At 63.5% G+C, this 23,204-nt stretch carries 18 protein-coding genes; all 18 read right to left on the bottom strand.

Annotated features, from left to right (window positions below):
• Positions 1–153: 153 nt before the first annotated feature.
• Positions 154–774 (bottom strand): DUF4830 domain-containing protein, encoded by a 621-nt coding sequence (locus B5F27_RS10140; protein ID WP_087367199.1) that lies wholly within the window; start codon positions 772–774, stop codon positions 154–156.
• A 164-nt stretch (positions 775–938) separates the two neighbouring features.
• Complete coding sequence (locus B5F27_RS10135) at positions 939–1,799, bottom strand: transporter substrate-binding domain-containing protein (RefSeq protein WP_087367196.1); 861 nt, start codon at positions 1,797–1,799, stop codon at positions 939–941.
• Between the two features lie 23 nt (positions 1,800–1,822).
• Positions 1,823–2,566, bottom strand: coding sequence for an amino acid ABC transporter ATP-binding protein (locus B5F27_RS10130; RefSeq protein ID WP_275533113.1), 744 nt, complete (start codon positions 2,564–2,566; stop codon positions 1,823–1,825).
• A 12-nt stretch (positions 2,567–2,578) separates the two neighbouring features.
• A complete protein-coding gene (locus tag B5F27_RS10125; protein ID WP_087367215.1) occupies positions 2,579–3,262 on the bottom strand; it encodes an amino acid ABC transporter permease in 684 nt (227 codons plus the stop codon).
• Between the two features lie 229 nt (positions 3,263–3,491).
• Positions 3,492–4,634: an MBL fold metallo-hydrolase gene (locus tag B5F27_RS10120; RefSeq protein WP_087367190.1), complete on the bottom strand. Its 1,143-nt coding sequence runs from the start codon at positions 4,632–4,634 to the stop codon at positions 3,492–3,494.
• Positions 4,631–6,661, bottom strand: a complete 2,031-nt coding sequence (locus B5F27_RS10115; RefSeq protein WP_087367187.1) for a YgiQ family radical SAM protein — start codon at positions 6,659–6,661, stop codon at positions 4,631–4,633. Before B5F27_RS10115 ends, B5F27_RS10120 begins: the two co-directional genes overlap by 4 nt.
• A gap of 179 nt (positions 6,662–6,840) precedes the next feature.
• Entirely contained in the window at positions 6,841–9,681 is a 2,841-nt protein-coding gene (locus tag B5F27_RS10110; protein ID WP_087367184.1) for a DNA translocase FtsK, read from the bottom strand.
• Between the two features lie 165 nt (positions 9,682–9,846).
• A complete protein-coding gene (locus B5F27_RS10105) occupies positions 9,847–11,310 on the bottom strand; it encodes a lipopolysaccharide biosynthesis protein (protein ID WP_087367181.1) in 1,464 nt (487 codons plus the stop codon).
• 14 nt (positions 11,311–11,324) lie between these two features.
• A complete protein-coding gene (locus tag B5F27_RS10100) occupies positions 11,325–12,272 on the bottom strand; it encodes a glycosyltransferase family 2 protein (protein ID WP_087367178.1) in 948 nt (315 codons plus the stop codon).
• On the bottom strand, positions 12,244–13,122 hold the full coding sequence (locus B5F27_RS10095) for a glycosyltransferase (RefSeq protein WP_144066509.1): 879 nt from the start codon (positions 13,120–13,122) through the stop codon (positions 12,244–12,246). The genes B5F27_RS10100 and B5F27_RS10095 overlap by 29 nt, the downstream gene beginning before the upstream one ends.
• The gene (locus B5F27_RS10090) at positions 13,019–13,495 is read right to left on the bottom strand and encodes a hypothetical protein (protein WP_087367172.1); all 477 of its coding nucleotides are present in this window, start codon (positions 13,493–13,495) and stop codon (positions 13,019–13,021) included. Before B5F27_RS10090 ends, B5F27_RS10095 begins: the two co-directional genes overlap by 104 nt.
• Before the next feature lie 53 nt (positions 13,496–13,548).
• Entirely contained in the window at positions 13,549–14,364 is an 816-nt protein-coding gene (locus B5F27_RS10085; protein ID WP_087367169.1) for a LicD family protein, read from the bottom strand.
• A 21-nt stretch (positions 14,365–14,385) separates the two neighbouring features.
• Complete coding sequence (locus B5F27_RS10080) at positions 14,386–15,714, bottom strand: O-antigen ligase family protein (RefSeq protein ID WP_087367166.1); 1,329 nt, start codon at positions 15,712–15,714, stop codon at positions 14,386–14,388.
• A 15-nt stretch (positions 15,715–15,729) separates the two neighbouring features.
• Entirely contained in the window at positions 15,730–16,728 is a 999-nt protein-coding gene (locus tag B5F27_RS10075) for a glycosyltransferase family 2 protein (RefSeq protein WP_158098230.1), read from the bottom strand.
• A 210-nt stretch (positions 16,729–16,938) separates the two neighbouring features.
• Positions 16,939–19,152: an EAL domain-containing protein gene (locus B5F27_RS10070; RefSeq protein WP_087367159.1), complete on the bottom strand. Its 2,214-nt coding sequence runs from the start codon at positions 19,150–19,152 to the stop codon at positions 16,939–16,941.
• Positions 19,125–20,696, bottom strand: coding sequence for a hypothetical protein (locus B5F27_RS10065; RefSeq protein ID WP_144066508.1), 1,572 nt, complete (start codon positions 20,694–20,696; stop codon positions 19,125–19,127). The genes B5F27_RS10070 and B5F27_RS10065 overlap by 28 nt, the downstream gene beginning before the upstream one ends.
• Positions 20,697–20,701: 5 nt before the next feature.
• A complete protein-coding gene (locus tag B5F27_RS10060; RefSeq protein WP_087367153.1) occupies positions 20,702–22,096 on the bottom strand; it encodes a sugar transferase in 1,395 nt (464 codons plus the stop codon).
• Entirely contained in the window at positions 22,093–22,962 is an 870-nt protein-coding gene (locus B5F27_RS10055) for a glycosyltransferase family 2 protein (RefSeq protein WP_087367150.1), read from the bottom strand. The genes B5F27_RS10060 and B5F27_RS10055 overlap by 4 nt, the downstream gene beginning before the upstream one ends.
• Between the last annotated feature and the right edge of the window lie 242 nt (positions 22,963–23,204).

Below are 23,204 nucleotides of genomic sequence, written 5' to 3'. Positions count from 1 at the left end.
TGGCAGACCGCACTTCCATTTTAAGCAAAGGGAGTTTTTCTGTCATCATCATCGACATAAGTCTTTTTTCGAACCACTCGCCTAGCGAGTGGTTTTCGTTATACAAAAATCCCGTCAGAGCGTGCTTTCACGCATCTGACGGGTTTGAACAAGTTACTCCACCGGATAGCCTTCCGAGTCCAAAGGCAGGTCGGTGTAGAGGGCGGTGCTCTCCTCGGTGTAGACGCCGGGTTCTCCGGAGGTCTGCTGGGCCGCGCCCTCCGGGATGGCCACCACTGTCGTGTCCTCCATGGCGGCCATGGCAGCCTGGGCGTCACCCATTCCGGTGACCACCCCCGACGGCTTTGACAGCAGATAGGCCCCGATGGCCTTTTTCTTGTACACCAGCAGCACGCCATAGCGGCTCTCCTCGCCGCTGGAGGCGGAGGGGATCAGGGCCTGCCATTTTTCCACCGTCTTGCCCTTGTAGCGGGACAGGTCCATCCCGCTCTGGCCCACCACCTCGTTGAAGGCCGCGAAACTGTCGTCCCACTTGCGGGGGATCTTGACCTTGTCGGCGGTGATGGACGCCCCGTCCACCTCGATGCCGTAGCCGGTGAACCAGGTCTGAATATCCTGGGCCGACTCAATTTTGCTGCTGGTACCGGCCGCTGTCTCCACGGTCTGGTTGCTGATGTACCGCCCCAGCAGGGCGCTGCACACCACCACCGCGCAGCACATGACGCCCACACCAATGTGGCGCAGCCGCGTCCGGTTCAATGTCACTACAAACATAGTTCCGCCTCCCCTACCCTCTGCCAGGGTGTATCTGACAAAATGCAACGTACTGAGATGCACCCTCAGTCTGGAACAGTGTATGCGCCAAACGGGGAACTTTATGCCACAGAAAAAGCCCCCGCCGGCCCAAAGGGCGGCGGGGGCGGAAGGCAGGGGAAAATTCAGGACTCGGTGGCGATGTCGCTGCCGAAATATTTCTCGGAAATTTCGGTCAGGGTGCCGTCGGCCCGCAGAGCCTCGATGGCCTCGTTGATGGCGGCCAGCAGGGTGTCGGACTCGCCGCCCTTCTTGACCGGGATGCAGACATGGCTGGCGTCCTCGGTCTGGGCCACAATCTTGAAATCGGCATCGGGATGGACGTTCAGATAGTCGTAGAAGGACACGTCGGCGTTGAGGGTAGCGTCCACACGGCCGGACACCAGCATCTGGATGGTCTCATCCAGGGTGTCCACGCCCAGGACCTCGGCGCCGTAGCTCTCGGCCAGGGTCATGTAGGTGCTGGCGATGGAGTTGGCCGTGGTCTTGCCATCTAGGTCCTCAAAGCTGGTAATGTCGGTGTTGTCCGACTTCACCGCCAGAGCGGTGTGGATGTAGGCGTAGGGCTCGGAGAAGTCATAGCTCTTGGCCCGCTCCTCGGTGACCTCCACGCCGTTGCAGACGATGTCGTAGCGGCCGGCGTCCAGGCCGGCGAACAGGCCGTCCCATTCGCCCTCCACATACTCGGGCTCCACCCCGATGTACTGGGCAATGGCCCGGGAGACCTCCACGTCATAGCCCACCAGGGTGTCGGTGTCATCGTGGTAGGTCCAGGGAGACCAGGCGCCCTCCATGGCCACAATCAGGGTGCCCCGCTGGCGGACCGCCTCCAGGCGGTCGGCTGCGCCCGAGGCGGCCCCGGAGGCAGCCCCCGAAGCGGCGGCGCTGCCGGCGGTGGAAGAAGCGTCCGAGCTGCAGCCGGACAGCTGCAGAACCCCTGCGGCGGCCATGACGGCCATCAGGGAAATAAAGGTTTTGCGTTTCATGAAAAAATCCTCTCTGTGTTTGGTTACCGGTTGGCAATGCGGCTCAGGAAGGCGCGGGTGCGCTCCTGCCGCGGGTTGGCAAAGAATGCGGCGGAGGGTGCGGTCTCCACCACCTGTCCGTCCTCCATAAAGACCACCTGGGTGGACACGTCCCGGGCAAAGCCCATCTCGTGGGTCACCACCAGCATGGTCATTCCCTCGGCGGCCAGCTGGCGCATGACGTCCAGTACCTCACCGGTGAGCTCAGGGTCCAGAGCCGAGGTGGGCTCATCGAAATAGATGATCTCGGGGCTGGTGGCCAGGGCCCGGGCAATGGCTACCCGCTGCTGCTGGCCGCCCGACAGCTGATGGGGGTAGTGGCTGCACCGGTCGGCCATTCCCACCTTTTCCAGCATCCGCACCGCGATCTCCTCGGCCTGGGCTTTGGGCATCTTCCGGGCCACGATCAGGCCCTCGGTGACGTTCTGCAGGACGGTCTTGTTGCGGAACAGGTTGTAGCTCTGAAAGACAAAGCCGGTTTTCCGGCGGATGCGGGCAATGTCGGCGTGGGACACCCGGGCCAGGTCAAAGGGCTCCCCGTCAAAGGTGAGACGGCCGCTGTCGGCTTTTTCCAAAAAGTTGATGCACCGCAGCAGGGTGGTTTTGCCCGAGCCGGAGGGGCCCAGAATGGCCACCACCTCGCCCTTTTCCACCGACAGGTCCACCCCTTTGAGGACCTGCAGGTCCCCAAAGGATTTGTGAATGTCATGTACTTCCAGCATCGGCATGGTATCCCCTCCTCAATTAAACCCGTGGGCGTTGAGGTATTTCTCGCCCTGTTTCTGCACCCAGGTCAGGACGGTGCAGAACATCAGATAGATGACGGCCAGCTCACAGTACACCGGCAGGAACTGGTAGGTATAGGACGCCACCCGCTGGGTGGCCATGAACATCTCGGCGACGGTGATATTGGCCGCCAGAGAGGTGTCCTTCACCATGCCGATGAGGGAGTTGGACAAGGGCGGGAAGGCGGTGCGCAGGGCCTGGGGCAGAACGATCCGCCGCATCACCTGCCACCAGGACATGCCCACGCAGTAGCCCGCCTCCAGCTGGCCCGACGGCACCGATTCCAGCGCCGCCCGGATGGTCTCGGCGCAGTAGGCGCCCTCGTTGATGGAGAAGGCGATGACCGCCGTGGGGAAGGCGTCCAGCACGATGCCCATGCTGGGCAGGCCGTAAAAGATGATGAACAGCTGCACCAGCAGCGGAGTGCCGCGGACCACCCAGATATACACCCGGGCCAGCTGGCGGAGCACCGGCACCTGGGCAAACTGCACCAGGGCCACCGCCGCCGCAATCACCAGGGCAAAGGCAAAGGACAGCACCGTCAGCGGGATGGTGACCGCCAGGCCCGGCAGCAGGATGCGGGGGAAGGATTCGATCAGCACCTGAACGGTGCGGTTTTGCAAAAGTGTCTCAAACATCATAGAAACCTTTTCTTTCACAGGACTTTCGGCCCGGCAGGTACAGTCGGGGGCTTACATACTATAGCACCAAACCGGCCGGAAGGCAAATACCTGTCCTGTATATCCTACCATACTTCTAGGGCATAGTCAAAGCCCCCCCGGGCGGGGCTTTTGGCCCTGCCGATCTCCCGCCTCTGTGCCGGGGCGGGAGACTTGGTCCAGGGACGGGCCGGTTGGGTTTCAAACGTTATCCCAGGCAGTTGCCGCAGGGGGTGTAGCCCGCCTGGACGGCCTCCTCATAGCTGGAGAACAGGACCTGGTTGGCGGGGTCCGGCAGATTGGAACAGCTGGGCAGGTGGAACTTCTTGGAGTTGGCGTTGCCGATATAGGCCTGAATGGTCTGGGTGGAGCTGCTCTGCTGGCCGCTGCCGTCGGTCAGGGTGGGGTTCTGCTGCTCGGGGGCGGCGTACTTCTCACTGGAAACGGTGTAGTTGGTCCCGTCGCTGGTGATGGTCACGGTGCCCGCCAGATCGGTGCGCCAGACGTCCACGCCGGCGTCGCGCAGGCGGCTGAGGGTGTTTTCACTGGGATGGCCGTAGCTGTTCCCCTCCCCCACCGAGATGACGCCCACCTCGGGCAGGACGCTGTTCAGAAAGACATAGCCGGTGGAGGTCTCGCTGCCGTGGTGGCCCACCTGGAGCACGTCCACGTCCAGATTGGCCCCCGAGTTCACCAGGTCGCTCTCGGCCTTCTGCTCCATGTCGCCGGTCAGCAGGAAACTGGTCTGGCCGTAGTCAATCCGCAGCACCAGGGAGGTGTCGTTGGTGTCGTCGTACTGGGCCACCGGGCCCAGCACCTGGACAGTGGCGCTGCCCAGCTGCCAGCTGGTGCCCACCGCCGGGATTTCCACATTCAGGCCCTGCTGCTGGGTGTACTTGACAAAATCCTGGAAGCACTGGGTGTCGTTCTGGGTCACGGGAGCATAGACGTGCCCCGCCGGGAACTTGGCCAGCACCGCCGCCAGGCCGCCCACATGGTCCTCATGGGCATGGCTGCAGATGACGTATTCCAGCCGGGTCACGCCGGCGCTCTCCAGATAGGAGACCACCAGGCTGCCGTCGGCCACGTTGCCGCCGTCATACAGCATGCTCTGGCCGTCGCAGGTCACCAGGACGCTGAGGGCCTGGCCCACGTCGATAAAGTTCACCGAAAAGCTGCTGCCCTCGGCCGGGGTCTGGGTCTGGACGGTGCTGGAGGCCGGATAGCCGCCCTCCCCCAGCAGGGCCAGAAGATCCTGGCATCCGGCCAGGCTCAGAGTCAGGGCCGCTGCAAGTGCCAGCGCGGTGAGGCGGCGCAGCAGCCGCCCGGTGATGGTGTTTGGTTTCTTCATTTCTTACCCTTGCGGGGCCCGGCCCCGCCCTCCTTTTTGGTGGTCTTTTTGGGGGCGGTGCGGGGTGCAAAGCGGGCCCCTGGCACCGGCTTGCGGCCGGCGGGCTTTTCCTCCCGGCCGGCGCCCTTGGGATGCACGGTATAGCTGCCGTCCGGGTGGATGGTGACGTCCCGGGCCTGGGTCTGTTTGGCGCTGCGCTGCACCGCACGGCGTCCCGCCGCCGGCACCAGCAGGGGGATCAGGTCCTCCCGATGGGTCATCTTGAGGGCCTTGATGACCTTCTCGGCGTTGCGGGGCTCATAGTACTGGAGCAGCGCCCGCTGGAGGGCCTTGCCCTCGGCGGTCTTTTCCACAAAGACCGGCTTGAGGGTGTAGGGGTCCAGGCCGGTATAGAACATGCAGGTGCTGACGGTGCCCGGGGTGGGGTAGAAATCCTGCACCTGTTCGGGCCGCATATGGTTCTTGTACAGGTACTCGGCCAGGTAGACCGCGTCCTTCAGGGTGCTGCCCGGGTGGCTGGACATCAGGTAGGGCACCAGGTACTGTTTCTTCCCTGCCCTGCGGCTCAGCTCATAGAACTTGTCCTTGAACTTGTTGAACACCTCGATGGGGGGCTTGCCCATATAGGCCAGGGTGTTGGGGGCGCAGTGCTCGGGGGCCACCTTCAGCTGGCCCGACACATGGTACTCCACCAGTTCCTTGAAGAAGGTGTCGTCGGGGTCGGCCATCAGGTAGTCAAACCGGATGCCGCTGCGGACAAAGACCTTCTTGACCCCCGGCAGCTCCCGCACCCGGCGCAGGATGTTCAGGTAGTCGCTGTGGTCCACAATCAGGTGGGGGCAGGTCTGGGGAGCCAGGCAGTGCTTGCCGCCGGTGCACATTCCCTTCTTCATCTGCTGGCCGCAGGAGGGGAAGCGGAAGTTGGCGGTGGGGCCGCCCACGTCGTGGATATAGCCCTTAAAGTCGGGCTCATGGGTCATCCGCTCGGCCTCGGCCACAATGCTGTCGGCGCTGCGGCTGGTGACCCGCCGGCCCTGATGGAGCTGGATGGCGCAGAAGTTGCATCCGCCGAAGCAGCCCCGGTTCTGGATGATGGAGAACTGCACCTCCCGGATGGCGGGCACCCCGCCCATGGGCTCGTAGATGGGGTGATAGCGGCGGGTATAGGGCAGGGCGTAGACCTTGTCCAGCTCCCAGCGGACCAGGGGTTTGGCGGGCAGGTTCTGGACCAGGTATTTCTCGCTCTGCTTCTGGACGATGATCTGGCCGCTGACCACATCCTGGTTGTCCATCTGGATGCGGCAGGCCTTGGCATAGGCCACCTTGTCCGAGGCCACCTTTTTGTAGCCGGCGCACTCCACATAGTGGGCGGGCAGGTGGTCAAAGTCGGTCATATAGCAGGTGCCGTCCACGTCGGTGATGGTGTCGATGGACTCCCCGGCCGCCAGGCGGCGGGCAATCTCCACCGTCTGGTGCTCGCCCATGCCGAAGCTGATGAGGTCGGCCCCCGAGTCCTCGGCGATGCTGGGCAGGACGGTGTCCAGCCAGTAGTCGTAGTGGGCGAACCGCCGCAGAGAGGCCTCCAGGCCGCCCAGAATCACCGGCAGGTCGGGGTAGGCCTCTTTGGCCAGGCGGGTGTAGACGGTGGCGCTGCGGTCGGGACGGCCGCCGGCCTTGCCGCCGGGAGAATATTCATCCTCGGCCCGGGGGATCTTGGCCACCGAATAGTGGCTGACCATGCTGTCCACGTTGCCGCCGCCGATGAAAAAGCCGTACTTGGGTTTGCCGAACCGCTTGAAGTCCTCACAGTCGGTGTAGCGGGGCTGGGCCAGCACGCCCACCCGGTAGCCCTCGGCCTCCAGCAGCCGGCTGATGATGGCGGTGCCAAAGCTGGGGTGGTCCACATAGGCGTCGCCGCCCACCACCACAAAGTCCAGCTGATCCCAGCCGCGCTTTTCCATGTCCTCCCGGCAGATGGGCAGGAACTCGGTGTATTCCGGATATCCGGCTGTCGTTGTATTGCTCATAGTTTTCCTCACTGGTTATGGGTGGATCTGAGAACGCAAACACGCCGGACCCTTCGTCCCAAAGATGCAGCTGCAAGGCGCAGGAGCGCCGCACTCCTTTGTGGAATGCAAGCGACTGCAACGCGGCAGATGCGCTTTGGGGCAGAATGAGACAGCGTGGAGGTGTTTTCAGATACACCTTAGGGGTTGTCGGGCTGGTTGAGATTCATTTCCAGCCACTGCTGCCGGCTGATGAGAACCGCACGGGGCTTGGCGCCCTCGTAGGGACCGATGATCCCCTTCTGTTCCATCTCGTCCATGATGCGGGCGGCCCGGGCATAGCCCAGTTTGCACCGCCGCTGCAGCAGGCTGGTGGAGGCCTGGCCGGCGTCGATGACCACCTCCACGGCGGCCTTCAGCATGGGATCGTCGGCCTCGCCGCCGTCCTCATCGTGGTCCTTGCCGTTCTTGTCCTGGATGGTGTGCTCCTCCATGGCCTGGATCATGGCCTCGTCGTACTGGACGGTGCCCGAGGCCTTGATGAAGGTCAGCACCCGGCTGATCTCCTCATCCTTGACGTAGGTGCCCTGGATGCGGATGGGCTTGGGTGCGCCCACCGGCATGAACAGCATATCGCCCATGCCCAGCAGTTTCTCGGCGCCGGCGCCGTCCAGAATGGTCCGGCTGTCCACCTGGCTGGACACCGCAAAGGCGATGCGGCTGGGGACGTTGGCCTTGATCAGGCCGGTGATGACGTCCACGCTGGGACGCTGGGTGGCCACAATCAGGTGCATGCCGGCGGCACGGGCCTTCTGGGCAATGCGGCAGATGGAGTCCTCCACGTCCTTGCCCACCACCATCATCAGGTCAGCCAGCTCGTCGATGATGATGGCAATGTAGGGCAGCTTCTCCAGCATGGGGTCCTCGGCCGCCAGCTTGTTGAAGGTCTTGATGTCGCGGACGTTGTTGTCCGCAAAGAGGCGGTACCGCCGCTCCATCTCGGCCACCGCCGAGCTCAGCGCGCCGGCGGCCTTCTTGGGCTCGGTGATGACCGGCATCAGCAGATGGGGGATGCCGTTGTACTCGGCCAGTTCCACCACCTTGGGGTCAATCAGGATCAGCTTCACGTCCTCCGGGCCCGAGCGGAACACCAGGCTCATGATGATGCTGTTGACACAGACCGACTTACCGCTGCCGGTGCTGCCTGCAATGAGCAGGTGGGGCATCTTGCACAGGTCGGCCACCTGGGCCACGCCGGCAATGTCCTTGCCCAGGGCGATGGTCAGGGGGCTGGTCATGTGGCGGAAGCTCTGGCTCTCGAAGATGCTGCGGATGCTGACCGCCGCCCGCTTGCGGTTGGGCACCTCAATGCCCACCGCCGGCTTGCCGGGGATGGGGGCCTCCATGCGGATGTCCGCCACCGCCAGGTTCAGGGCCAGGTCGTCGGCCAGGGAGGTGATGCGGCTGATTTTCACGCCGGCCATGGGCTGCACCTCATACCGGGTGACCGCCGGGCCGCGGGAAATATCCAGCACCCGGGTCTTGACGCCGAAGCTCTCCAGGGTATCCACCAGCTTCTGGGCGTTGGCCTGCAGCTCGCTCTGGGCGCCCTCGTTGGTCTCCTCGGCAGGCTTGTCAAACAGCTCGATGGGCGGATACTCATAGGCCGCCGGGACCGTGCTCTCCTCGGGAGCCGGGGCGGAAGCCGCCGCGGCCTGTTCCGCGTCGGCGGGCTTTTCCATGGCGGCCGCTGCCAGGGTGGCAATGTCGCCGGAGTCGCCGGCGGCATCCTCCTCCACCCGAATCCATCCGTCTTCCTCCTCAGCCGGGGCAGAGGCGGGAGCAGGAGCCGCCGGGGAAACTGCGGCGGGGGGCGGGGTTACCGGCGACACGGTGGACACCGGCGGAACCGGCGTCACAGGCGCTGCGGCGGGGGTCACATCGGCCTGGAAGGGCACATGCAGGCCCGCGGTTCCCTCGTCCTTGTCCTGGTCGTAGAAAGCCGCATGATGCGCCCGGACCGCAGGGTCCGTCGTGGACGGACGCAGGGGGTTGAGGCCAAAGGTTCCGCCCGGCCCGGTGATGATGGGCTCGATGGGCTCGCTGCCGCCGTCCGACACCGCCGCCGGGTCGGGGCCCAGGTCGATGTCGAAGGGGGCCCGGGGATGGCTCACCGCCGCCGACTGCAGGGGCGTCTCGGGCTTGGGGTCAGGCTCCTGGGTGTTGCCGTCCTCGTCGGGCAGACGGCCCTTGCCCAGAATGTTGGACAGCCAGGCCGGCATTCCCAGATGGAACCCCGGTTCGGGCTCCAGGTCATCGTCGGGGCCGGTGTCGTCGATGAGGTAGTCGTCCCCGTCCTCCAGGGCTTCCTCGGCCTCGGCGGCGGCTTCCGCCTCCGCCTTGGCCGCCAGGCGGGCGGCCCGGCGCTCCTCATGGGCGGCGCGGCCGTCGGCATAGACGGCCAGGCCCTTTTCCCGGGCTCCGCCCAGCGCCGCCGACAGCCACTGCCAAATGTCGGCGGGGGTCACGTCAAAGATATAGCAGCTGGCGCAGATGGCCAGCGCCGCCACAATCAGATTGGCCGCGGGACGTCCGCACAGCAGCAGCAGGGTGCCGCCCAGCAGCCCGCCCATGGAGCCGCCGCCAAACCATGCGTTGACGCCGTTGTCGTAGCAGGCAATCCCCATCTGCAGGACCGTCATGCCCTGGGTGGGGATGTCCGAAAAGACCACCGCCGCGCCGCTCAAAAACACCAGGCCCAGCAGCAGTTTGGCTATGCAGCCCAGCACCGGCTCGTCCCGGGCGGTCAGCACCGCCATATAACAGACCGCCGGACCCAGCACAAAGCTGCCGGCCCCAAACAGGCCAAACAGTATATCGTGGGCGGTGTGCCACACCGACTGTCCATCCACAAAGGCCAGCAATAAGAGCAGGATCCCTCCAAACAGGGTGATGCTGCTGGCCAGCAGGCGGCGCTGGGTCTCCTGCCTGGCCCGGGCATTTTTGCCCCGGGCGCCGGATTTTCGTTTCTTTCTCGCCATTGATTCCCTGTACCTCTCAGCAAAAAATCTCATAGGTCCTTTTATTGTATCACGGGCGGAACAAAATGGCAAACCTGCGGCGGCAGACGGCTTTTTTCGCGTCGGATTCCCAAAAGAAAATCCGGGCCCGCCCCGAAACAGGGCAAGTCCGGATTGGTCCGAACGTCATGGGGTTTTGTGCAGCCGGCGGGCCGCCAGGGCCCGCATTTCATCCAGCGGGCCGCGGTTGAACCGGGCGGACAGAACCCCATAGGACACCACCCCTACCCCCATCTGGACCCCCAGCAGGGGCAGCGGTTCCAGCGGCAGACGGCCCGCCAGTCCGGCCAGAACTCCCATCAGGGCCGAGACCGCCAGCGAGGGCAGGATATCCTCCATCTGCCGGCCCAGCCGGTACCCCACATACCGGCTGGAAGCCGCCATAAAGCCCGCCAGGCTCACCAGGGTCACCAGCAGGTTTCCCAGCGCCATCAGGAGGATGCTGTGGAACCAGAAAGCTGCCGCCAGCACCGTGGCCACCGCCGTCAGGTTCACCGCCCCAATGATCCGCAGCGGGGCTGCCTCCCGCCCCACCGCCAGCAGGATTTTGTGGCAGCAGGTTTCCAGGGGCCGGGTCAAACAGGATGCGCAGAAAATCTGCAGAAAGGGCACGCAGGGCAGCCACTTGTCGGTCAGGACCACCCGCACGAAATTTTCAGCCACCGCCGCAAATCCCACCAGCATCGGCCCCAGCAGAAACATCCCCATCCGGATGGACCGCCGCAGCATCCCCAGCAAAGCCTCCGGGTCATCCTGCACCCGGGCATAGGCGGGCAGCATGACGCTGTTGATGGAGCTGTTCACATTGTCCACCAGCAGGGCGGGATACTTGCTCCCCTGGTCGTAAAAGGCCAGCTCGGCCGAGCCGAAGACTTTTCCCACAATCAGGCTGCGGCCGTTCTGCTGCAGGCCGGGCACCAGATCGGCGGCCAGGACCTTCCAGCCAAAGGAGACGATGTACCGGGCCCGGGCCGGGCAGAACTGGAACCGGGGCCGCCACCGGCCCACCGCCAGCAAAACGCCTGCATGGACGGTGAGATTGGACAGAGATTGAATCACCAGTGCCCAGACGCCCAAACCGCCCAGCGCCGCCGCCACCCCCGCCACCCCGGACAGAACCGTCCCCAGAAGGGAGGCGGCAAAGTACCGGCGGAACACCATCTCCCGCTGGACGCCGGCCCGCTGGATGTTGTTGAGGGCGGCCAATATCAGCCGCAGGCCCATCACCCGCATCACCGCCGTCAGGGCGGGCAGGCCGTAAAACCGGCCGATGGCGGGGGCCGCCCAGAACAGCAGGCCGTACAGCACCGCCGCCAGGCCCAGGCTCAGCCAAAAGGCAGTGTTGAAATCGGCGGGGCCGGCGTCGGGTTTGCGCACCACGGCGGTGCCCAGGCCGCTGGTCACAAAGATATTGCACAGGCTGACAAACACCGTCACCACCGAGATCATCCCGTAGTCGGCGGGGTCCAGCAGCCGGGCCAGCAGCATGGCCACCAGCGTGGCCACCGCCTGGGCCGACATCCGCTCCCCAAAGGACCAGAACAGCCCGGACGCAATGCCGTCCCCGCGGCGGGGACTGTCTTTTGCCATGGCTGCCCCCTCCCTTACGCCTTGTTCCGCCAGCGGAACAGAAAGATCCGCCGCACCAGAGCGCAGGGCAGCAGGAACAGCAGCCCGGTGAGCAGCCAGTCCCCGGCCATCCCCGGGTCCGCATCCCGCCGGCAGAAAGCCGCCCAGGCCTCCCGGCGGCGCCCGTCGATGAGGTAATGGCGGACCCGCCGCACCTCAAACCAGGCCATCACCCGGGCTAGGCTGGCCCGGCGTTCCGGGGTCAGGGCCGGGTCCTCCGCCAGAGCTCTGGCCTCCTCAAAGAAATACCAGTCGGGGTCAAAGGACTGAACCCGGGTTGCAGTGCTCTGGGCCTTGTTGTACAGGACGGTCCGCCGGGCGCAGAGGACTGCCGGCGCGGCGGCAGCGATCCGGAGGGTGAGGCCCAGGTCCTCCCCTATGCGGCACCCCACCCGGAACCCGCCCGCCTGGCGGGCCATATCGGCCCGGACGCAGGTGGAGCTGAGAGCAAAGCATTTGGCCCGCTTGTCCGCCCTGTAGGCTTCCAGGAAGTTTTCCAGATACAGGGTCTTGGGCTTGCCCTCAAAAAATCCGGCGGTGTTTCCCGTCCGGCCATCGTGGAAGCGGATATCGCAGGCCGTCCCCAGCAGGCCCGCCTTTGGATAAATCCGGATCATCTGTTCCAGGGTGGTCAGATGGTCGGGATACCACCAATCGTCCGCATCCAGAAAGGCCAGATACTCCCCCCGGGCCGCCGCCATGGCGGCATTGCGGGCGGCGGAAACACCGGCATTCTCCTGGTGCAGAACCCGTATGCGGGGGTCCCGGGCGGCAAACTGTTCCAGAATGGCCCGGGTCCCGTCCCGGGAGCCGTCGTCCACGGCCACAATCTCCCACCGGGGGCTGGTCTGGTCCAGCACGCTCTGCACCGCCCGGGCGATAAACGCCTCCCCGTTATACACCGGCATCACCACCGAAATCATGGGCGTCTCCTCCTTCCCCACCCTGCTCCACCGCCCGGAGAATCCGGTCAAAGCAGGCTATGTCCTCCTGGTTGGAATAGCTGCGGCGGCGCAGCGCCTCCCGCGCCCGGTCAAGCTTTTCCGGGTGAAGCACCAGGTCCCGCAGGCCCTGATAAAGGGCCTGGTCCTGGTTTTCCAGTATAAACCCGTCCACCCCGTCTTCCACCTGCTCGGCGGCGGAGGCGTACCGGGTCACCACCGGCGGCAGGCCCAGAATCTGGGCCTCGGTCACCGCCACCGGCCGGCCCTCGTTGCGGGAGGGCAGCAAAAAGGCGTCAAACAGGGGCAGGTAAGGCAATGGATTTTCCAGGGCCCCCACCGGGTACACCACCTGTTCCAGGCCCCGGTCCGCGATCATCTGCCGGAACCGGGGCAGATCGTCCCCTTTGCCGATGACCAGCCACCGCACTCGCTCCAAAAGCCCTTCCTCCCGCAGACGGACCAAAGCGTCTAGCACCCGGTCCAGCCCTTTGGTGGCAAAATAAATCCGGGCCACCGTCACCAGGTTCAGACCCGGGCGCGCCAGCTCAAAGGGCAGCCGGGGCCGGTAGGCCCGGGCCCGGGCTTCCACCTGTTCCCGGGTCAGGATGTTGGGCATGAAAAAGCACCGGGATCGGTACGCCGGGTGCAGGGCGGCGAATTTCTTTTGGCATTCCCGGCTGACAAATATCAGGCCGTCCGCCCGGTCAAAGTACTTTTTGTCCCATTCAAAGCGGTAGCCGATGGCGTGGTAATCGTTGTGGTGCCATACCAGTTTTTTGTCCGCCCGGACATACCGCATGGTGTAATAAAAAGGGCCAGCCCAGCTCAAAGGCCAGGGCGGCGTCGTACTTCTGGTTCAGACGGCGGGCATAGCGGCACGACCGCCGGGAAAACAGCTGCCAGGCCATCAGCTCATTGTGTTTTGCCCGGATCAGGTACCGGGCTCCCAGATACCCGGCCAGATAGGCCGGGTCCAGAAACCGGGCCGGACAGAGCCGGTTTTCCCGGGCCGGGGGCAGAACCCGCACCTCGGGCCGGATGCCTTCCACCGGGCCCCGCAGCTCATAAAACAGCAGGTCCACCTGATACCGGCGGAGGTCCAGGCTGTTGACAAAGTTCACCAGGGCGGTCATGGCCCCGCCGATGTGGTTGTGAGAAAAGACCACCAGAAGCCTTTTCTTTTTGTGTTCGGGTCGCTCCATCCTCTCGCCTCCTGTCCCGGGTTTGAACGCTCTCTTTTTCGCTGGCGGCAGGGTCACAGATAGTCCCGATAGCTTTTCTCGGTGTCCCACACAATCTCCCCCAGTTTCAAGTCGTGGCCCTTCCGCTGGTCTTCCGGCGGGAGGAGCCAGTAATCCCCGAACATGGCCGCCAGAAAGGCGTCCGGGTCCGCCGGGAGGGGGTATTCCCGCCCTTCAAAGATGCCGCTGCACCGGGCTCCCTCGATCCAGCTGCGCTTTAAAAATTTCCCGCCCCGGCACAGGGCAAAGACGTCCTCGCCTTCCGCCTGATGCCGTTTCAGACCCTCCAGGAGCCACAGGGCCGCCCGCTGCCGCCATGCAACCGGCAGGCGGCGGATCAAACGGCTGAGCCATTTGACCTTTTTCTCACAGAAGGTCAGGGTGACCCCCAGCAGACGCTTGGCCCCCAGAAACCGGGCCCGGGCCAGCCCATGGGCCAGCCGGCCGTCCCCCACCCGGTAATAGGGAAACAGGTCGATGCCAATTTCCCAGTCCAGGGGGATTTCCCGATAGGCCAGGGGCATGGACGCCGTGCCCTGCCGTTTCAGCTTGACCCAGGGATAGGGCGTCCAGGGGTTTTGGCCGCAGTGTTCCAGAGACACGCCGGGAGGCGGGTCCTGCGCAAAGGCCGCCATGAACCGGTCCAGGTCGTCGGCCTGGAACAGCAGGTCGATGTCGTCGTCCCAGGGGATAAAGCCCCGGTGCCGCACCGCCCCCAGAAGGGTGCCCTGGGCCAGATAATAGGGAATCCCGTGGGCCTCGCAGATATGGCGGCAGTCCTCCAGCAGAGACAGCTGCACGGCATGAATTTCCTCCAGCGTGTTTCCCATGCGCACCCTCCTTTGCGGCCCTTAGAAAAAGCAGAAGAAGAGAAAGGTCCAGTCGATGAAAAAGTCAATGGTGAACCCAAACACAAAGAACAGAAACGCATACACCAGCTGCATGATTTTGATATCCTCCCTGCCGTACCCCGCCGGGCGCAGAAAGTGATTGGCCAGCCGGTAAAGGAACAGCAGCAGCAAAGGCCCGTAAATGCCCACGGTGCCCAGCATGCCGAAGTTCAGCAGTGCCTGCAGGTAGGACTGGTGACAGGCCATGTAGGAGGACAGAAGGGTGGTCTCCTGGATCATATAGGTGATGACGCTGCCCCCCAGCAGCCGGCCTGCCAGGCCCTTGCTGACAAACAGGCTCCAGGCCGCCGCCCACAGGACGGCGCGGTCGGTGGTGAGCATATCCCACCGGCCCAGCCGGATGTAATAGAGCTTCTCGGTCAGGCGGAGCACCAGGCCGTGGATGCCGGGCAGATTGCCCAGAAACGGCACATACATCACCAGCGCAATTCCCGCCGCACCGGCCAGCCCGGCGCACAGCAAAACCGGCACCGCCCGTCTCCGCATTTTCAGGATCAGCAGAAAGCACAGGGCCAGGCCCAGGGACGCAAGGGCCGACAGGCTGGCGGTGCGGACCACCAGCACCAGGCCCAGCCCCACAAAAAAGACCCGCAGCCACCGGGGAATCCCCTTCACCATCAGGGCAGTCAGCACGGCGGCGTCATAGAAAAAGCCGGCGTAATTGGCGTCGCCCAGGGCGCCGAAATTGCGGCTGACCGTCTCGGAGCCGGCGCCGGTGATGTGGATATCCTTGAAAGCGTCGGAGGCGGTGAAGCCGTAAATGCCAGACAGCACCATGCCCAGCAGAAAGGCCGTCAGGAGGCGGCGGGTCAGGGCGTCGTCCTGTTCCACCCGGGCCAGAATCAGATAGACCAGCACCACGTCCACAATGACGTTCAGGCCCATCCGCAGATTGTACCGGCCCGCCGCAAAGACGCAGTGCATGGCCAGCACAAACAGCACCGGCAGATAGGCGACCCGGATCTTGAGCCGGGGCAGTTCCCAGACGCATTTCAGCACCAGAAGATAGGAGTAAAAGCGATAGGCGGTGGTGTCTCCAATGACCATCTTGTTCCGCATGAACAGGAACAGGGCCGCATAGAGAAAAAAGTTGTCGCTGAACAAGCTGGTGCCAAAGCACAGCACCATCCCGCAGGACAAAAGCAAGCTGTACTGAGGGAACGCGCCCACCAGGCTGCAGCACAGCAGGCTGACCAGAAAGGCCGCGTCGTAATACAGCTCCAGCCGGGGCCGGTTTTTCAGCCGTCCCGGGCTCAGTGATGAAATCATCCGGACAGTCCCTCCTTACCGGCGCAGGGGGTGGATTCTGGCGGCCAGCACCGCCCCCATGGGACAGAGATAAAACAGGGTGAAGAGCAGTTTGCGCAGCGGGCGGATGGTGTCCAGCCCGATCATTTTGGGGTAAAAGGCGCGGTATTCCCGCACCATGGTGCCGTCGGCCGCCTCGGCGGCCCGGCGGTCCCGGGGCAGGTTCATCTGTTCGGCGTACCGGAGCATCAGCTCGATGCAGATCCGCTCATAGCAGCGCTGGACCTGCCGCTTCTCCCCCAGCGCGGTGAAAAAGGAGATTCGCTCCCCAAAGGCCTCCCGCCAGTCGCGGCGGCGGGGGTTGTCTTTGAGTCCGCGGGCCACCGTGTCCATGATGCTGCCCGGGCGCTGGAAGTAATAGTACATTTTGGCCCGGCTGACTCCAAAGCGGCGGCACTTCCACAGCAGGCGGTAAAAGAGAAATTCGTCCTCGTTCATCTTCCTCAGGGGAAAGGATTCGCCTCGGTAGAGTTCCAGCCGGTAGAGCTTGGTGCAGAAGGTGGTCTTGACGGCGGGGTCCAGCAGAGCCCCGGCCCCGGTCAGAATCCGCACCGGCCCCGGGTCCCGGGTTTCCGGGGGAAAGCGGCTGCCGGTCCCCCGGACCCAGTCCACCTGGACGCCGTCGCAGTTTTCTTTCTCACAGACGGAAAGCGCATAGGCGAGGAAATCGGGCCGGATGAAATCATCCGCGTCCAGCAGCAGCACATAGTCCCGGGCCGGGTCCTGCGACAGTGCAAAGCACCGGGCCAGCCCCGCATTCCGGGCGGCGGACAGGCCGCCATTGGGCTGGTGCACCGTCCACACCCGGCCGGGACAGGCTGCGGCGTACCGGTCGCAGAGGGCGCCGCTGCCGTCCCGGGAACCGTCGTCCACCAGGACTACCCGGATCTCCCGCAGGGTCTGGTTCAAAACCGAGTCCACGCACCGTTCCAGATAGGGTTCCATGTTGTACACCGGCACCACCACATAGACCATCTGCGGCCCCTCCTCTCCCAGCTCAGGACACATTGGCTTTCCCATGGCGGAGGGTCGCCGGAAGCAGCTCCAGCGGGTTGCTGCCGCAGCCGCCGCTGGCAATCGGGGACGTCCCCGGCTTCTGAAACCCGCCGCCACCGTACCGCGGGAAACAAGGCTCGTCATCGTTTCCCCATTCTCACGCCAACAGGGAAAGCCCCAGCTTCCGCATCATTCTGTGGTCTCCCGCAGCTCCTTCAGCAGGTCATCCATGGCGGCAGGATAGCCATAGTAGTACCCCTGTTTGTAATCAATGTCCAGGCTGTAAATCAGCAGGTCTTCCTCCTGGTTCTCGATGCCGCTGATACAGAAGCCTATGCCGTTTTCGTGGCAGGAGCGGATGGTGCTTTTCAGGTAGTCCAGGATGTCCCGCCGGTTCTGCAGGCCCGCACCGTCCGGGGCGGCCTCATCGGCCCGGAAGATCTTGCCCGACACCTTCACATAGTCGGGCCGGAAGATAGCCAGAATCTCCTCCGCCTGGGCCTTATCCTCAAAGTGGTCCACGCAGACCGGATACCCCATCTTCTGCATCAGCATCATCTCCCGGACGCAGGACATGATGTCCCGGCCGTCCATCTCCACGCACAGGCAGGAGGCCGCCACGCCCGATGCCTGACTGTTTTTGTGCAGGATATCGGTCATGCCGAAGTCGGCCACCTCCGAGAACATGCAGTTGATATGGATGACCGGCGCCACGCCCAGTTCGGCCTCAAACCGCCGGACATCCCGGCAGACGGTCTCCACAATCCAGTCGTTCAGCTCCATCATCAGGTTCAGGTCCCCGAAATACCGGAACATCTGCCGGACGGACACCGGGCCCAGCTGGGCGCTGTTCCAGCGCACATAGGCTTCGTACCGGGGCGCTCCGGCCCGGATGCCAGCCTGCATCTCCTGATAGACCAGGAAGAACTCGGGGAAGCCCTGTTTGTACTGCTCATAGGCCGCGGCGTGTTCCCGGTCCCGGGGCTGAGGCGTTTCGCTCTCCGGCTCGCCGGAGGCTGCCAGCTCGGGGTTATTTTTCAGGAGAACCTCCCGGATCATCCCCGCCAGCATCACCATGGCCCCCATCACCACCGCCGCAAAAGCCAGGGCAAAGGGGATGGAGATATCGCTGGTCACATTGGCCGAAATCAGATACTGGATATCCTCCGCCACGATCTGGTCAAACAGCTCGTCGATGCTCTCGTTTGCCCAGCCGCAGTAGCGGCCGGTGATCTCGGTCATGGTCTGGAGCAGGGCCTCATTCTTTTCGACCAGGCGGGTCTTGGTGTCCTCCGCCACCTGGTCGGCCTGGAGGGCCTGGATGATGTTCAGGTAATAGGTGCGGTCCAGCCGGGCCTCTGAGGCCAGGGCCGCCTGCTGGGTATAGGACAGAACGATATTGTCGTAGGTATTGATGAGGGTTTCAAAGTCGTGCTCATAGTCCCGCAGGACGTTCTGGTCCCGGTTGTTGGAGGAGTTTTGGGTCACCTGGGTGCCCGCCGCCTGGCTGTACAGACCGGTGGCCTTGTAGCTGTCGTAGAAGGTCTTGATCTGGGTTTTGTAGCTCTCGGCGATCTCGTTGTAGGTCTCCTCGCTGATCAGCAGGCTGCGGACGGTGGTGGTGTAGTTTTTGACCACCAGTTCCGGGTCCCTGGCCAGGTTTCCGGCCCGGATATTCCCCTCCAGCTGGGCGTAGAGGTCGTTCTCTGCGTTCTGGTACAGTTCGGCCAGCTCGGCAAAGCTGTAGCCGGTGCGGCTGGAGCGGTAGTTGGGATAGGCCGCCGCATAGTCGTTCAGGGTGGCGATGACGTCGTCAAAGTTTTTCTTGATGACGCTGGCCAGGTCCAGATAGTCCACATTGGAGCGGGCTATGTTCTGCATGAAATCGGGGATGACGTCTTTGTCGTAGTAATTCTCGATGAAAAAGTCATCGTAGGCGTTGATCAGGCCGTTGCAGATCAGTTTCCCATAGTTCTCCCCCAGCAGGGCGGAATAGGTATAGGTCAGCCGGTATTCCGAGGTTTTCAGGGCATAATTCTCCCCCAGGACGGCGGCCGCCTCGGCCACCTCCTGGTCCTGGGAGGTATAGACCTTGCTGATGGAGATGTTGTTGCGGATGTCCTCCACCTGGATGTCGCTGCCGGCGGTGGAAATCCCCATCCGGTCCAGAGCCGAGTGGATGACCGCCGGGTTCTGCATCTGGTATGGGTCCAGGGTGCCGGCCCCGTCGGGGGCCAGATTTTCCTCCGCCCCCTCATAGTTGTACTGAAAGGTCAGGGTGCAGGTGTAATCCCGCACCAGCAGCACCCCCAGATAGGCGGCCACCGCCCCCAGAAACGCCGCAGCCGCCGCAGGCAGGAGGTACTTTTTCATCATCAGAAACAGTTCGGTGATTGTGAGCATCTTCTCCGGCCTCCTTTCGCGCTGTGTTTCGGGGCAGGTCTGCCCTCGGCCTGGTCCTGCTGGTTCCGCTCCATCTCACGGCGGCGGCGCCGCAGCGTCCGGCGGTCTCCCAGCGGCGAGAGCACCACCCGCATCATCACCACCACCAGGCTGCCCATCCCGAACACCGCCAGTATCCGCAGCACAAAGCGCAGGCTGAACAGGCGGTCGGGCTCCACCTGACCTTCCAGGTAGCCGTTGTTGTGGAAGGAGAGGTAATCGGTCAGGGTGGTCATGGCCAGGGCGCACAGGTCCCGATAGTCGGCCTCATAGGCCTCCATCAGTTCGCTGCACCGGGCCGCCATCCGCTGATACTCGGCCGAGGTCTCGTCGGTCTGCTGATAGATGGCCAGCTCATCCTGCATATCCTGGATGCTGTTGGCATACTCGATGGACCGGTTGGTGGCGTCGTTGTACTGGTTGACCACCGTGTCAAACACCGTCTTGGGCCGGGCCTGGTACAGGCCGTTGTCCGCACTGGTGGCCACAATCAGCAGGTTTTCGGTGAAGGTGTGGTCGTAGGCGTTCATGGCGTAGCCGTTGATGGATGCCTCCTCCACCGCCTTGCCGCAGGCCAGGGCGGCGTTTTCGATCCGGACGTTGAGTTTGTTGAGGAAGCTCTCCCGGTCCCTGGTGAGGCCGGAATTTTTGATATAATTGGAGATCTCGGTCAGCCGCTCCTCCCCCATGGTGGTAAACATGCCGATCAGGTCCCCGATGGTTTTGCCGGTGGTGTCGGAGTGGAAATTCCCCGCCGACTGGTTGATGTTCCGCAGGAAGCTGCGGATGGCCCGGTTGTTGGCGTCAAAGGTGGTGACCCACTCGTCGTAGTCCAGCGTGTCGGGCACATCCGCCCGGGTCATCTCCTGAAAGGCGGTGAGTTTGCCGTAAAAGCAGGCGATTTCCTCCTGCTTGCAGGCGATGAGCCGCTGGAGAAATTCCTCGGTGTGATTGGCCTCCACGAGCTGGGAAAGCGAGAAGTTTTCCCCCGACCGGGGCTGCACAAAGGAGATCTCGTACCGGCTGGAATAGTAGGAATAGTCGTTGCCCTCCGACTGCATGGAAGCCACCGTCTCCCCCACCGAATCGTCGATGACGGCGGTCACGCGGATGCCCTGCATCAGGTCCGCCGCGGTAAAGGAGCTGTATTTTCCCTCGGCCTGCATCTCGTCCAGCACGGCCTGGACCGCTTCCTCATCGGCCAGACTGTACATGGTAAAGCGGCTGCCGTCGGGGTAGGTGCCGCCGGCAATCTCGGGGTAAACCACCGAGATGGAGGCTTTGGCCGCCGCATAGTCCCTGTAATAGTGATAGCTGGTGAAGAGCAGACTGCACACCAGGCCAAACGCCACCGCCCCGATCCAGGTGCCCCGCCAGTTGCCTGCCATCAGGCTGTAGCCTGCCCGCTTGACCCTCCATTTCAGATTGGGGCCCGGGCGGGGAGGTTTTTTCCTGCGCAGGTGAGAGGACGCGCCTCTTCCTGCCGTTCGCCGGTTTCGTTTCATGGGGTTCACCTGCTTCCTGTCTGGGTTATGGGTTTGGCCTTGAATTCGTCCTCCCCTTCCGCGGCGTTGGGGATAAACAGGGTTTTGCTGGTCAGCAGCAAAATCCGGATATCCAGCAGAAAAGAGTAGTTGAGGATGTACCGGAGGTCGTAATAGGTCCGGTCGCAGATATAGGTGGAGTAGCGCCCGTACACATGGGAGAGGGCGGTCAGACCGGCTTTCACCGCAAAGCGGCCGTCGTACTGGGGAACCTCCTTTTCAAACTTCTCGACGAAAAAGGGGCGCTCGGGCCGGGGGCCCACCAGGCTCATTTCCCCTTTCAGGATATTGAAAATCTGGGGCAGTTCATCCAGCCGGAACCGGCGCAAAACCTTCCCCGCCCGGGTGACGCGGGGATCGTTTTTCCGGGCGAACACCGGGCCGGTCTGCTTTTCGGCGTCCGCCGCCATGGTGCGGAATTTCATGATCCGGAAGGTCCGTTTGTCCCGGGTATACCGCTCCTGTCGGTAAATCACCGGCCCGGGGGAATCCAGCCGAATCCACAGGGCAATCACCGCCATGGGCAGGGCTGCCGCCGCCAGAGCCGCCAGGGCCACCGTCAGGTCCAGCGTCCGCTTCCAGAACCGCTGGCCCAGGGACAGGCGGCAGTCGTTCCGGTACAGCACCGGGATATCGTCAAAATGGGTCAGGCAGCTGTGATTGACGTTGGTCTCGGTCATACGGGGGATGGTGTAGACTTCTTTTCCCGCCTTCATGGCACAGTCCATCAGCCGGTCATAGACCGGGCCCCACACGTTGTCAAAGATGCAAAGGGCGTCTGAACGTTCCAGGCGTTCCCACAGCTCCGGCGGTCCCTCCTGGCCGGGCTGGCCGATGACCATATACCAGGCGTCAAAGTCGGACAGCACCCCGTATTTCAAGCGCCGGAGCCGGGCCTCACAGCCCTGGGCCGCCACCACCAGAAGGGACGGATTGCGGTAGATGCCGGGATGATGAAACCGCCGGTACAGTCCCCCGTTGCACAGCAGCATTCCCGCCATTTGCAGGCAGAAACCCGCCCCCTGAAGGGCCAGCAGCATCCGGGACCGGAACAGTCCGAACCCCGCCGCACAGCCCAACCCAAAGGCATAGACATTGGACAGGACCACGCAGATCAGGATTTCCCGCAGGCGGGCCGTAAAGTGGTCATAGGCCTCCATCCACCGCATGAACAGAAGGGTCAGGCCCGGCCCCATCCCCAGGCAGGCATACCAGAGCCAGCCCATCCAGCCCTCCCGGACCAAACAGGCCCCCAGCACGGCGCAGACCAGCGCCGTCACCCCGCAGTCGGCCCCCAGGCGTTTGCTCCGTTCGGCCCGCAGAGAGCGGGTCCGGCATGATTTCCTCGCATCATTCCTCATTCCAGAACACGATCCTTACTCTGATGGAATTGATCCCGCAAAAGCCGCACGGCCTTGGAAGCAAGGAGACGATAGGGGCGGGCCCATATCAGAAACCGGAACCGCACCGTGTCAAAGTCGGTTCCCCGGATGGCGGCCTGCATCATCCGGGCCACCGCACGGTTGGCCGCCCATTTCTGGCCAAAGCGCAGCCTGCGGCCGGTCAGCCCGCCGCCGTGGCGGTAATAGTGATAGAGGGGGTCGGGCACAAAGGCGATCCGCCGGGCCCGCATCAAAAGCTGAAAGCTCATGGCCAGATCTTCGGCCGTGTCCAGTTTGGTGGAGAAGGTCAGCCCCTCCAAAAGGGACCGCCGCACCAGTTTGCGGGCCACATGGTTCATGGAGATGCCCCGCAGCATTTCGGTCAGCGGCCCGGAGAAATTCTCCCGGTCAAAGACGCGAAAATCCGGATAGGTATTTTCCTCCGGGCGGCTTTTTCCATTGGGCCACTCCAGGGTCCAGCCGCACTGGACAAAATCCGCCTGAAAGTGCCGGGCCATGACCACCATCTCTTCCAGAAACTCGCAGTCCCACCAGTCGTCGCTGTCCAGAAACGCCACATACGTGCCCCGGGCCCGGCCCAGGCCCCGGTTGCGGGTGGCTGAGGGGCCAAAATGGCCGGGGTTGGCCAGACACTCAAACCGCGGGTCCAGCCTGGCGTATTTCTGGCAGATCTGCATGCTGTTGTCGGTGGAACCGTCGTCGATGAGGCAGGCCGTCCACCGGGGATAGGTCTGCCGCAGCAGACTGTCCAGGCATCTGGGAAGGGTGTCCGCCGCATTGTACACCGGAACAATCACCCATACCATTCCATTCGTCTGTTCCATTTCCCGTTCCCTTTCCTCTGGGGACAGGCGCTTGTGCGGGCATCCCGTCCCTACAGACTATGTACTCTTATCCAGACTATGCGCGCCGGCCCCCGCCTGCTACTCACCGGGGTGCTGTCCGCACCCGTTTTTGCAGCGCCGCCGGGCCGGTTTCTATGTATTCTGTTTTCATTTTATAGCCCCCACTCCAATGAAAAAGCGGTTATTCCAAATCCGAGGGGCTATGCGTAAAATTCGCCATC

This window comes from Faecalibacterium sp. An192 (assembly GCF_002160175.1).
Lineage (GTDB): Bacteria > Bacillota > Clostridia > Oscillospirales > Ruminococcaceae > Faecalibacterium.
The sequence above is the reverse complement of the archived record's forward strand: the minus strand, read 5'-3'. Positions and strand labels throughout refer to the sequence as shown.

Coding starts and splice junctions, on each gene's coding strand:
- B5F27_RS10140 (WP_087367199.1), bottom strand. CDS start 774: ATGTTTGTAGTGACATTGAACCGGACGCGGCTGCGCCACATTGGTGTG.
- B5F27_RS10135 (WP_087367196.1), bottom strand. CDS start 1,799: ATGAAACGCAAAACCTTTATTTCCCTGATGGCCGTCATGGCCGCCGCA.
- B5F27_RS10130 (WP_275533113.1), bottom strand. CDS start 2,566: ATGCCGATGCTGGAAGTACATGACATTCACAAATCCTTTGGGGACCTG.
- B5F27_RS10125 (WP_087367215.1), bottom strand. CDS start 3,262: ATGTTTGAGACACTTTTGCAAAACCGCACCGTTCAGGTGCTGATCGAA.
- B5F27_RS10120 (WP_087367190.1), bottom strand. CDS start 4,634: ATGAAGAAACCAAACACCATCACCGGGCGGCTGCTGCGCCGCCTCACC.
- B5F27_RS10115 (WP_087367187.1), bottom strand. CDS start 6,661: ATGAGCAATACAACGACAGCCGGATATCCGGAATACACCGAGTTCCTG.
- B5F27_RS10110 (WP_087367184.1), bottom strand. CDS start 9,681: ATGGCGAGAAAGAAACGAAAATCCGGCGCCCGGGGCAAAAATGCCCGG.
- B5F27_RS10105 (WP_087367181.1), bottom strand. CDS start 11,310: ATGGCAAAAGACAGTCCCCGCCGCGGGGACGGCATTGCGTCCGGGCTG.
- B5F27_RS10100 (WP_087367178.1), bottom strand. CDS start 12,272: ATGATTTCGGTGGTGATGCCGGTGTATAACGGGGAGGCGTTTATCGCC.
- B5F27_RS10090 (WP_087367172.1), bottom strand. CDS start 13,495: ATGGAGCGACCCGAACACAAAAAGAAAAGGCTTCTGGTGGTCTTTTCT.
- B5F27_RS10085 (WP_087367169.1), bottom strand. CDS start 14,364: ATGGGAAACACGCTGGAGGAAATTCATGCCGTGCAGCTGTCTCTGCTG.
- B5F27_RS10080 (WP_087367166.1), bottom strand. CDS start 15,714: ATGATTTCATCACTGAGCCCGGGACGGCTGAAAAACCGGCCCCGGCTG.
- B5F27_RS10075 (WP_158098230.1), bottom strand. CDS start 16,728: ATGGTCTATGTGGTGGTGCCGGTGTACAACATGGAACCCTATCTGGAA.
- B5F27_RS10070 (WP_087367159.1), bottom strand. CDS start 19,152: ATGCTCACAATCACCGAACTGTTTCTGATGATGAAAAAGTACCTCCTG.
- B5F27_RS10065 (WP_144066508.1), bottom strand. CDS start 20,696: ATGAAACGAAACCGGCGAACGGCAGGAAGAGGCGCGTCCTCTCACCTG.
- B5F27_RS10060 (WP_087367153.1), bottom strand. CDS start 22,096: ATGAGGAATGATGCGAGGAAATCATGCCGGACCCGCTCTCTGCGGGCC.
- B5F27_RS10055 (WP_087367150.1), bottom strand. CDS start 22,962: ATGGAACAGACGAATGGAATGGTATGGGTGATTGTTCCGGTGTACAAT.